Below are 11,245 nucleotides of genomic sequence, written 5' to 3'. Positions count from 1 at the left end.
GCCTATTTTATGGAATTAGTCTTTAACTATACGGAGTAAACATCTATTTTGAACTGGCAATCTTTAGTCGATAACAGACAGCGCTTTTTTTGGCTTTTGCAAATTGCAGGCTGGATTGGTTATGCGTTAGTAAATTATATTGGCTCTAAAGTATTTGAAATGCGTGATATATACGTATTTGTTATTTTATTAAATGCTTACGCTGGTTGCTTAATGACAGTACCGCTTAGGTATATTTACCGTAAAATTTGGAATGCCTCGCCTTGGGTATTAATGATTGTGGTATTTGGTGCCTCTTATGTAACAGGTACTTTATGGGCTGTCGTTCAAAAATTTAATTTGTGGGAAATATACCGCCATGGTTATAGACCAGAGGAGTGGTTTTATTACCTGCAGCAAGGTTTAGATTCGGTTTATATTATTTTATGTTGGAGTGGTCTGTACTTTGGCGTTAAATATTATCAGTTATTACAAAGTGAGCGACAAAAAGCACTAAAAGCCACAACTATGGCACACGAAGCGCAATTAAAAATGCTTAGGTATCAGCTTAATCCCCATTTTTTATTCAATACACTTAACGCTATTTCTACTTTAATTTTGGTTAAAGAAAACAAAGATGCTAACTTAATGGTAGCAAGGCTAAGTGACTTTCTACGTTATACATTAAATACCGATCCAATAAAGAAAGTACCGCTAGAGCAAGAGTTACATGCGCTCATGCTTTACTTAGAAATAGAACGTGTACGTTTTGATGAGCGATTAAAGGTAAATGTAGATATAAGCGAGCAAGCTAAAGAGGCTTTAGTACCGAGCTTAATTTTGCAACCTATTATAGAAAACGCGATTAAATATGCTATTGCCCATCTAACAGAAGGTGGAGTAATTGATATAAAAGCACAGGTATTTGCGAATGAGTTATTACTAGAAGTGGGCGACAACGGCCCAGGTACTGACATACTCGATGGCCAATTAGTTAACGCTCAAGGCGTAGGTGTCGCTAATACCAAAGATAGATTAAAAACGTTGTATGAAAATAATTATTCGTTTGTATTATCACATAATACGCCAAGTGGATTAAAAGTTAATCTGCGAGTACCTTTTGAGAAGGCTGTGAAAAATGACTAAAATAAAAACACTCATTGTTGATGATGAACCGTTAGCACGAAAAGGTTTAGCGGTAAGGCTCGAAGAATACTCTGATATTGAAGTAATTAAATTGTGTAGTTCAGGCGCTGATGCAATTGAAATGTGTCAAAGCGAGAAAATTGATTTGGTTTTTTTAGATATTCAAATGCCAGGTATGAATGGCTTTGAAGTAGCAAGAGCCCTTAGCGAAAGCTCAAAAGCATTACCAGCGATCGTATTTGTAACGGCCTTTGACCAGTTTGCTGTAAAAGCGTTTGAAATTCATGCTCTCGATTACATTTTAAAACCCGTTGATGATAACAGACTAAAACAGGCGGTAGAAAAAGTGCATACCTACTTAAAAACGCAGCAAGACAACGCCCATAAGAAAAAGCTAGCGAGTTTTGTAGCCGGTATTACTGGTAACAATTGCGAAGAAATACTTAAAAAATTAGCCACTGGCGATATGCTAACAGACAGACGTTACCCAGAATCGCTTGCTGTAAAAGAGCAGGGTGAAATTATACGGGTACCTGTAGCGACTATCCAATGGGTTGATGCAGCAGGTGACTATATGTGTTTACACTGTGAAGACGGACAAACGCATATTCTACGTAAAACAATGAAAGAGCTTGAGCAAGAGCTCGACCCTCAGTTATTTGTGCGTGTGCACCGCAGCGCAATAGTAAATACAAAACAAATTAGTAAACTGGTTACACAAGTAAGTGGTGAGTATTTATTAGTACTTGAAAATGGCCAAGAATTAAAAGTGAGCCGTAGCTACCGAGATAAGGTTAAAGCGGCATTAGCAAGTTAAAGCCAACGCTTTTATTACAGACACAAAAAATGCGAGCTAAGCTCGCATTTTTTATATTCGGCGTTTAATTACGCAACAGTTACAATTTTCATTGTGTTAGTTGCGCCCACAGTTTCCATTGAGTCACCGTGAGTAATGATTACTGTATCGCCAGACTGTAAAGACCCTTGAGAAACTAAAGTATCAAGCGCGGCTTTTACCATACCGTCTTTTTCAGTTTTTGTAGAATCAAAAAATACTGGGTAAACACCACGATAAAGTGCTGTTTGACCTAATGTACTGGCATGACGTGAAAGCGAGTAGATTGGTAAGCCTGAGCTGATACGCGACATTAATTTAGCCGTACTACCAGATTCAGTAAGTGTGATAATTGCTTTAACAGAATCTAAGTGATTAGCTGCATACATAGCAGAAAGCGCAATTGATTCAGCATTGTTAGAAAAGCGACTATCTAAACGGTGTTTAGAAACGTGCGTTTCTTTTTGCGATTCAGCGCCTAAACAAACGCGTGCCATAGTCGCAACTGTTTCTTCAGGATAATCACCTGCAGCTGTTTCAGCTGAAAGCATTACAGCATCTGTTCCATCAAGAACAGCATTTGCAACATCCATAACTTCTGCACGTGTAGGCATAGGGTTATCGATCATCGATTCCATCATTTGCGTTGCTGTAACTACAGTACGGTTTAATGAACGAGCACGACGAATAATTAGTTTTTGCTTGCCCATAAGAGCAGCATCACCAATTTCAACACCTAAATCACCACGAGCAACCATTACTGCGTCAGACGCTAAAATGATGTCATCAACAGCTTCTTGGGTTTCAACGGCTTCAGCACGTTCAATTTTAGCAAGTAACTGTGCTTTTGAACCAGCAGCTTCAGCAAGTGAGCGTACGTAGCGCATATCGTCGCCACTACGTGGGAATGATACGGCAATGTAATCTACGTCAATTTCAGCGGCAGTTATTAAATCTTCTTTGTCTTTTTCAGTAAATGCTGGAGCAGTTAAGCCACCACCTAAACGGTTAATACCTTTATTGTTAGATAAAACACCGCCAACAGTGACTGTACAATGCACTAAATGCCCAGCTACTTCATCAACACTTAATTGAATAAGGCCGTCATTTAGAAGTAGTAAATCGTTAGGGCTTACATCGTTAGGTAATTCTTTATAATCAATACCTACAGAGTTTATGTCGCCTTCGCCTTTTTCCATTTTTGCATCAAGGGTAAATTTTGCACCCACAGCAAGCGTTACTTTACCTTCTTTAAAAGTAGAAACGCGGATTTTAGGGCCTTGAAGGTCAGCAAGGATAGCAATATGCTTGCCTAATCTTTTTGCAATATCGCGTACAGCTTGTGCACGGTCTTTATGATCTTGGGCAACACCATGTGAGAAGTTTAAACGTACTACATTAGCCCCAGCGATAATAATTTTTTCTAAGTTGTTATCTCTATCGGTAGCAGGTCCAAGGGTAGCGACTATTTTTGTGCGTCTTAGCATCAATTTCTCCTGTTTGCTTGGTGAAAGCATGTTGACGTTATTTTGTTGACTTAAAATATCTATATTAGAATAAAATATTTTAGTTATGTGCAAACTTCAAAGGTTTGCCACTATTTTATACAAAACTATTGTGTCATCATTATGACACCGGTGTCAGAATGCGTCAATGATCTTAATTTCAATTAGCTTTGCTTTTAGTCACCCCGAGACCATTGATGTTTGATATAATTACGTAGCTTATTTATCTGTAATAAAAAAGCATGTTGTATTGACTCATAATTAGTATTTTATGACTGCATGAGTATAATGCACGCGGTATTATTTAATTTATACACTGAATTTTCTAACCAAATAGTTGTTACCGAGGAGGACACTAGATGCAAGTTGCATTAGTAGGGTTAGGCGTTATGGGAAAAAATCTTGCCCTAAACTTGATTGAAAAAGGGATAACGCTAGTCGCTTATGACAAAAACCCACATGCGGGTGAAGAGTTACTAAGTTGTGCTAAATCTCAAGGCATGGCTGATAGGCTTCACATTGTCTCTGATTTAAGAGACATGGTAAGGCGTTTAGAGGCACCTCGTTCTATTTTATTACTTGTTCCTGCTGGTGAGTTAGTTGATACAGTTTGTAATGAACTTGTAGAGGCCGGCGTTAACTGTGACGATATGATTGTCGATTGCGGTAATAGTAATTATAAAGACGGTATAACGCGTAAACTTAAATACCAAAATAAATTTGAATTTGCCACTATGGGAATTTCTGGCGGTGCAGAAGGCGCTCGCCATGGTCCTGCAATGATGGCAAGTGGTTCTGAGGGTGGTTGGGAACGTATTGAGCCATGGTTTGAAAAAGTAGCTGCTAGCTATAATGGCGACTCGTGTTTTGCACGTGTTGGTCAATCAGCAAGTGGTCATTTTGTAAAAATGGTTCACAACGGTATTGAATACGCACTTATGCAACTTATTGCAGAAGTGTACCAATTACTTCGTTTAGGCACTAATCGTTCTCCAAAAGAAGTGGCTGAGATATTTAATGACTGGTCAGAAGGTCAATTAAATAGCTATTTACTGTCTATTTCTAGCCACATATTGTCACTTGAAAATCATAATAATGTACCGCTTGCGGACTTAATTGATAATAAAGTTGGCGCTAAAGGTACTGGTCTTTGGACTGCGCAAAATGCACTAGAACTTGGTATCGCAGTTCCTTCACTTGTTGCTGCTGTACAAGCTCGTCATTTAACTAATGCATGTAATACAACGGCTGCACAAGAGATGACGTATGCATCTAAATCAACTAACAATGTTGAAATTGATTTAGAAGAGCTAAAAGAAGCGTTCTTACTTGCAAGCTTACTAGCGTATCGCCAAGGTTTAGCGTTAATTAAAGGTGCATCACGTACTCATCAGTGGAAAGTTGATTTATCTAAAACGCTTCAAACGTGGCGTTCTGGTTGTATTATTCGTGCTGACTACCTTGATAGCGTTGCACAAGGTGTTGAATTTATTGATACCCTTGAGAAAGAGTCTAACTCTTTGCGCAAAATTACCGGACAAGCAATAATGACTGGTTTAGCATTCCCTGTATTGGGTGCTACACAAACGTATTTAGCAACATTAACCACACCGAGTAATGGGCATTTAGTTCAAGCCCAGCGTGATTACTTTGGTGAGCACGGCGTTAAAACCCATAGCGGTGAAACATGCCATTTAACTGACTTAGTAGATATCGACGCTAAAGTTAGGTAATAAACAGTTGTTTAAAACGATAAAGGCACGCTATTTAGCGTGCCTTTTGTATTTTAGGCGCGGTGAGATTTAACGGCTTAATTCACCACGTAAATTGTCTTGCATTAAATGACGAATCGTCTCTACTTCTAGCTTTTGGCTAAATAAATAATGTAATTTAGTTAAACACGCTTCAAGGGTCATATCGTATCCACTAATAACACCAATATTTAACAGTGCATTACCCGTTGCATAGCCGCCCATATTTACATGGCCTTTTAAGCACTGGGTTAAATTAACAATAACGACGCCACGTTTACTTGCTTCTTCAAGTATTGATAAAAAGTTAGGATCTTGCGGTGCATTACCTACACCAAAACTAAGCAACACCAAGGCTTTAATATTGCCATTAACTAAGCTTTTAACCACTTCTTGACTAATACCAGGGTATAAATAAAGCACACCAATGGGTTGAGGTGTAATAGGAGTAACTTGCAGCTCATTTTCAACATAAGGACTAAGTTGGCCTTTAATAAGTTGAATACTAATACCCGATAACGCTAAGGGATCAAGATTAGGCGACGCAAATGCATTAAATCCATCGGCGTGGGCTTTAGTTGCTCTGTTACCTCTAAACAGTTGGTTATTAAAAAATAGACTTACTTCTGCAATTGGATAATTTGCCGCTAAATACATTGCATTCAGAAGGTTTACTTGACCATCTGAGCGTAATTGAGAAAGCGGAATTTGTGAGCCAGTTACAATCACAGGTTTAGTTAGGTTTTCGAACATAAACGATAGTGCTGAGGCTGTATACGCCATTGTATCGGTGCCATGAAGCACAACAAAACCATCATAATCTTGGTATTTATCTTTAATGTCATCAGCAATAAGTTGCCAATGCTCAGGAGACATATCTGAAGAATCTATAAGAGGGCAGTATTCGTGAATATCAAACAAAGGCATTTCATCACGGTTAAACTCTGCGTTGTTCACTACGGTTTCTGTTAAAAAACCTTCAGCAGGAATATAACCTCGACTCGATTTTTTCATACCTATAGTACCGCCAGTATAAGCGATATAAATGCGTTTACGTTTCATAAAAAAAGCCCAGTAAAAAAACTGGGCTTAGTATAACGTTAAGTAACTTTAAATACAGCTGATTAGGTAAAGCTATGCACTTTTATTGTGCAACATTACACACTAAACAACGTGCATATACACCTTGTGGATCGTTGTAATCTTTAAGGTTTTCAACTTCAGTACTTAATTGGTTAATAACGCTTTGCAAGTTAGCTTGCGTTGCTAACACAGATGTTTTTTGTGTTTGTAAACCAAGCATCGATTTAATAGACGCGTTACCAAAAATATTTTGAATCATTTTTTCTTGCGAGCTTAAATCTTGTTTAATGGTTTTAACTTCATAGTGATTAAGTTTTGCAAGTGCTGCAGCTGCTTTTATAGCATCTTGTTTATCACCAAGTTTGTCTACTAAACCTAGTTCAAGTGCTTGAGATGCAATCCATACGCGGCCTTGGGCAATTTTATCAACTTGCTCAGGCGTCATATTACGGGCATCAGCGACAACGTTTAAAAAGCGACCGTATGCTTCTTCAACGCTCATCTGAATTACTTGACCCATTTTTTCGTTTAGGGGACGAGTGATAGAAAAACCAGCCATTTCGGTTGTTGCAACGCCATCTGAATAAACACCAATTTTAGATAAGGTTTTTTCAAATGTCATAAACGTACCAAACACACCAATCGACCCTGTAATAGTACTCGGTGCTGCCCAGATTTCGTTTGCAGCAGAGGCAATCCAATAACCACCTGATGCAGCTACAGAGCTCATAGAGGCAATAACAGGCTTACCAGCAGCTTTAAGCGCTAATACTTCTGCACGAATAACTTCAGAGGCAAACATACTACCGCCACCTGAATCAATGCGCAGTACAACCGCTTTAACTTTGTCATCAAGGCGTGCTTTACGAAGTAGGGCTGCTGTAGAGTCGCCACCAATTTCGCCAGCTTTACGCTCACCATCCACAATTGTACCTTTAGCAACTACAACGGCGACTTTTTCGGTAATAGGGTTATCAAATTCAATCGGTGGTTTAACCAAGCTTAAGTATTCACGAAATGAAACTTGCTTAAATGTTTTGCCATCTTCTTGTGCGCCAACTAAATCAATTAATTGTTTGCGAACTTGTTGATTTGTTTTTAAAGAATCAACCCACTGGTGGTCAAGTGCATATTTACCTGCATCGCCATCTGCAGCTTTCATTTTTTCAAGATATACGTCCATTGTCTCGTCGAAATTTGACTCATCAAATGGGCGAACCGCAGCAACATCTTGTTTGTATTCACTCCAAAGAGCGCCCAACCAAACACGGTTAGCTTCTTTGGCTGCTTCAGACATGTCGTTCCGAATGAAAGGTTCTACTGCTGACTTAAATGTACCAACACGGAAAATATGCTGCGTTACTTCAAGCTTTTCAAGTGCATCTTTAAAGTAAAGCGGATACATGCCGTAACCTTCAATACCTACGCTACCGTATGGGTGCATAGCTATTTCATCAGCATGTGATGCAATATAGTATTGTGCTTGGGTATAGTAATAACCCGATGCAATCACTTTTTTGCCAGCTTGTTTAAATGCATCAATAGCATTGGTAATTTGCTTAAGTTTGTTTAAATGTGCTTTAGGCATTTCTTGTAAATCAAGCAGCATCACCGTAATGCGATCGTCTTTAGTCGCTTCGTTTATTACTTCAACAATATCGTCGAGTAATATTTCGCTTGGCGCTTCAGAACCAGAAGTTGCATCACTAATTGCAGCTTCGACCGGATCTATGTATGTTTTTTCTTCAACAATAGGGCCATTTAGGTTAAGCCTAAGCACAGAGCCATTTTCAACTATTATTTTATCGTCGTCACTTGAGAGTGACACTAAGAAAACAATTACCAGTAATAAAAACAGAATGTTGAGTATTAAACGACGAGAAAAGTTAATTCCAGCCCAAATACCTTTAAATACCTTTGCTATCAAAATAGCTCCTTAATTTGGTACAGTTAATACATTAGTTCCATCTTAGCCTAGAATAAAAATAAATTTAACTGCTAAATCGTAACGAAGTGTTTATGAGGTGCTATTAATACATGTTTTTATGGCTTTTTTTAATTAAATGAAGGCACATATTGCTTATTACTTGCCATTAAAGCAGAATTAGCTAATGTATACAGGTTAGACCAGTTGACGGGGCACAAGATGTTAGAACAACAATTACAACTAAAACACACACAATTACGTAACCGCTTAGTGATGGGCTCAATGCATACAGGCCTTGAAGAGGGATGGCATAACCGCAAACGCTTACGTGCATTTTACGAAGCACGTGCAAAAGGCGGCACTGCAATGTTAATTACGGGCGGATACAGCCCAAATTTATGTGGCAAATTAACACCTATTTCATCTTCATTTAATAGTTATTACGATGTATTTAAGCACCGCGCTTACACAGATGCTGTGCATAAACACGGCGGAAAAATTTGTTTGCAATTATTACATGCTGGACGTTATGCGTACCATCCATTCAATCAGGCACCAAGTGCAATAAAAGCACCTATTAATCCTTATAAACCTAAAGCTATGACGCTTGGCTCGATTAAAAAAACAATTAAAGACTTTGCGCACTCTGCCTATATGGCTGAAAAAGCCGGCTACGATGGCGTTGAAGTTATGGGTTCTGAAGGGTATTTGATTAATGAGTTTATGGCGCCACACACCAATAAACGTGAAGATGAATTTGGTGGCAGCCTAGAAAATAGAATGCGACTTGCGCTTGAAATAGTTAAAGCTGTAAGAGCAAAAGTATCTGAGCAATTCTTAATTATTTTTAGATTGTCGGTCATTGATTTAATCCCAAACGGTTCAACACCAGAGGAAGTTGTCATACAAGCTACCGAGCTTGAAAAAGCGGGTGTTGATATATTTAACACAGGTATTGGTTGGCACGAAGCGCGTGTACCAACTATTGCGAGTATGGTGCCGCCAGGTGCATTTAAAGAAGCATCAAAACGTTTAAAAGACGTGGTGAGCGTGCCAGTGATTGCTGTTAACCGAATTAATACTCCAGAAATTGCTAACGATATTTTAAATGCAGGCGAGGCTGATTTAATTTCGATGGCAAGGCCGCTACTTGCCGATCCAGAGTTTTTTAATAAATACGCAAATAATCAATCTAAGCAAATTAATATTTGTATAGGGTGTAACCAAGGTTGTCTAGATCACGTATTTAAAAATAAACGTGCTACGTGTTTAGTTAATCCACAAGCTGCATTTGAGCTAGATTACCCGTTAGAGCAAGCAACCAAAGCTAAAAACGTATTAGTAGTCGGTGCAGGCCCCGCTGGTTTATCGGCAAGTTGTTACTTGGCTCAAAAAGGGCATAACGTCACGTTAATTGATCAAAAACCGCAAATGGGTGGCCAATTTAATTTAGCTATGCAAATACCAGGTAAAGAAGACTTTAACCATACTCTTACTTACTTCACTAATGAGCTTGAGCGATTAAAAGTAACTGTAGAGCTTGGTAAAGCTTATGACGATTCAATGCTTAAAAACTATGATGACATCGTATTTGCAACTGGCGTTAGGCCGCGTGAAGCCTCTATTAAGTGTAGCGATGATAAGCGTGTATTTGCTTATGACGAAGTTATACGCGGCGAAGTAGAGCTGGGTAAATCAATTGCTATTTTAGGTGCCGGTGGTATAGGTTTTGATATGGTTGCGTTTTTAAGCGAACATAAATCGCAAACTATTAGCGAGTTTAAAACGCAATGGGGGATTGAGTGTGAAGCCCAACCTCATAAAGACGAACGTCAATTGTATATGTTAAAACGCAGTACGGGTCGTTTTGGTAGCGAGCTTGGTAAAACAACGGGTTGGATACATCGCCAAGTTGCTAAGCAGCATGGCGTTAAGCAAATTGCTGATTGCCAATACCAAAGCTTTGATAAAAGCGGACTAACTATTAATGTTGCTGGTGAAACTCTAGTACTGCCAGTAGACACTGTTATTGCCTGTATTGGCCAGGTTTCTAATAACGAAGTGCTAGAAAATTACACAGATAACGCAAAGGTACATGTTATAGGCGGAGCTAAACTAGCTGCAGCTATTGATGCTAAACGCGCTATTTTTGAAGCACTTCAGGTCGCTAGAAGTATTTAACCTTTGTAAATAAATTGAAATAGTTTATCAATTCATGCGGTCTTTGCTGTTTATAGTCTATAACTTAATAAACAGTGAACACACAGGATACGCATGAATAAACTAACCAATCTTTATGATGCAATATTGGGTAAACTATCATTTTTAGATGGTTTACCTGCATTGCTATTTCGCTTGATTTTAGCCCCTGTTATGATCATTGCAGGTTATAACAAACTTGCTATAAGCGGTGAGACAGAAGGTTTCTTTGATAACTTTTTAGCATCTCCAGATGTAGTTCAATGGTTTGGTAATAATGAATGGGGTTTAGGATTACCGTTTCCTGACTTACTAGCTTTTTTAGCTGGCTGGAGTGAATTTTTAGGAGGTTGGTTTTTATTACTTGGCCTTTTAACTCGCTTGGTCAGTATCCCACTTATGTTCACAATGGTTGTCGCTGCAACCTCAGTGCATTGGCATAATGGTTGGTTTGCAATAGCACCAACTAATCCAGAAACAAGTGCTGCGCAAGTGCTCGATTGGTTATCAATTCCGGGCGCTAAAGAAAGCCTTGAAAACTCACTAGAAGTACAAGACCGAATAGGTAAAATTCGTGGCTTAGTTGAAGAACACGGGTTTCCTGATTATCTATACGAAAAGGGCAAGCCGTCTATTTTAAACAACGGTATAGAATTTTCGGCAATTTATTTTGCTATGCTTCTTAGCTTGTTTTTTATGGGCGGTGGGCGTTTTGTTAGTATAGATTACTGGTTAAGGCGAAATATTGTAAAAGAATAACGTATTTAATCTACTTTACTAACGGCCGCATAGCTTAACCCTTTGCGGCCGTTTTGCATTT

General features: G+C 38.7%; 8 protein-coding genes. 5 read left to right on the top strand and 3 right to left on the bottom strand.

Annotation, left to right across the window (positions count from 1 at the left end; translation table 11 throughout):
* Window positions 1-48: 48 nt before the first annotated feature.
* Window positions 49-1,125 carry a histidine kinase gene (locus GQR46_RS09785; protein ID WP_007582687.1) on the top strand — a complete coding sequence of 359 codons (1,077 nt, stop codon included), beginning with the start codon at window positions 49-51 and terminating at the stop codon, window positions 1,123-1,125.
* Entirely contained in the window at window positions 1,118-1,942 is an 825-nt protein-coding gene (locus GQR46_RS09780) for a LytTR family DNA-binding domain-containing protein (RefSeq protein WP_007582688.1), read from the top strand. Before GQR46_RS09785 ends, GQR46_RS09780 begins: the two co-directional genes overlap by 8 nt.
* A 68-nt stretch (window positions 1,943-2,010) precedes the next feature.
* On the opposite strand, the gene pyk is transcribed toward GQR46_RS09780, so the two are convergent.
* A complete protein-coding gene (gene pyk / locus GQR46_RS09775; RefSeq protein WP_007582689.1) occupies window positions 2,011-3,447 on the bottom strand; it encodes a pyruvate kinase in 1,437 nt (478 codons plus the stop codon).
* Window positions 3,448-3,824: 377 nt separating this feature from the next.
* On the opposite strand from pyk, the gene gndA reads away from it, so the two are divergent.
* Window positions 3,825-5,198, top strand: a complete 1,374-nt coding sequence (gene gndA / locus GQR46_RS09770) for an NADP-dependent phosphogluconate dehydrogenase (protein WP_165740831.1) — start codon at window positions 3,825-3,827, stop codon at window positions 5,196-5,198.
* A 69-nt stretch (window positions 5,199-5,267) separates the two neighbouring features.
* On the opposite strand, the gene ansA is transcribed toward gndA, so the two are convergent.
* The gene (ansA, locus tag GQR46_RS09765) at window positions 5,268-6,278 is read right to left on the bottom strand and encodes an asparaginase (RefSeq protein WP_007582693.1); all 1,011 of its coding nucleotides are present in this window, start codon (window positions 6,276-6,278) and stop codon (window positions 5,268-5,270) included.
* 82 nt (window positions 6,279-6,360) lie between these two features.
* The gene (gene sppA, locus GQR46_RS09760; RefSeq protein WP_024590136.1) at window positions 6,361-8,226 is read right to left on the bottom strand and encodes a signal peptide peptidase SppA; all 1,866 of its coding nucleotides are present in this window, start codon (window positions 8,224-8,226) and stop codon (window positions 6,361-6,363) included.
* Window positions 8,227-8,445: 219 nt separating this feature from the next.
* Here sppA and GQR46_RS09755 point away from each other — a divergent pair, with 219 nt between their 5' ends.
* Window positions 8,446-10,407: an NADPH-dependent 2,4-dienoyl-CoA reductase gene (locus GQR46_RS09755; RefSeq protein WP_165740830.1), complete on the top strand. Its 1,962-nt coding sequence runs from the start codon at window positions 8,446-8,448 to the stop codon at window positions 10,405-10,407.
* Window positions 10,408-10,500: 93 nt separating this feature from the next.
* On the top strand, window positions 10,501-11,184 hold the full coding sequence (locus GQR46_RS09750) for a DoxX family protein (RefSeq protein ID WP_007582701.1): 684 nt from the start codon (window positions 10,501-10,503) through the stop codon (window positions 11,182-11,184).
* Window positions 11,185-11,245 lie beyond the last annotated feature (61 nt).

It is taken from the genome of Pseudoalteromonas sp. Z1A6 (assembly GCF_011378745.1).
GTDB lineage: Bacteria > Pseudomonadota > Gammaproteobacteria > Enterobacterales > Alteromonadaceae > Pseudoalteromonas > Pseudoalteromonas arctica.
This window is presented reverse-complemented; position numbering and strand designations above follow the sequence as displayed.

Bases quoted from the DNA above. Each gene is read 5' to 3' on its own strand.
- GQR46_RS09780 (WP_007582688.1), top strand. From the start codon at position 1,118: ATGACTAAAATAAAAACACTCATTGTTGATGATGAACCGTTAGCACGA.
- pyk (WP_007582689.1), bottom strand. From the start codon at position 3,447: ATGCTAAGACGCACAAAAATAGTCGCTACCCTTGGACCTGCTACCGAT.
- gndA (WP_165740831.1), top strand. From the start codon at position 3,825: ATGCAAGTTGCATTAGTAGGGTTAGGCGTTATGGGAAAAAATCTTGCC.
- ansA (WP_007582693.1), bottom strand. From the start codon at position 6,278: ATGAAACGTAAACGCATTTATATCGCTTATACTGGCGGTACTATAGGT.
- GQR46_RS09755 (WP_165740830.1), top strand. From the start codon at position 8,446: ATGTTAGAACAACAATTACAACTAAAACACACACAATTACGTAACCGC.
- GQR46_RS09750 (WP_007582701.1), top strand. From the start codon at position 10,501: ATGAATAAACTAACCAATCTTTATGATGCAATATTGGGTAAACTATCA.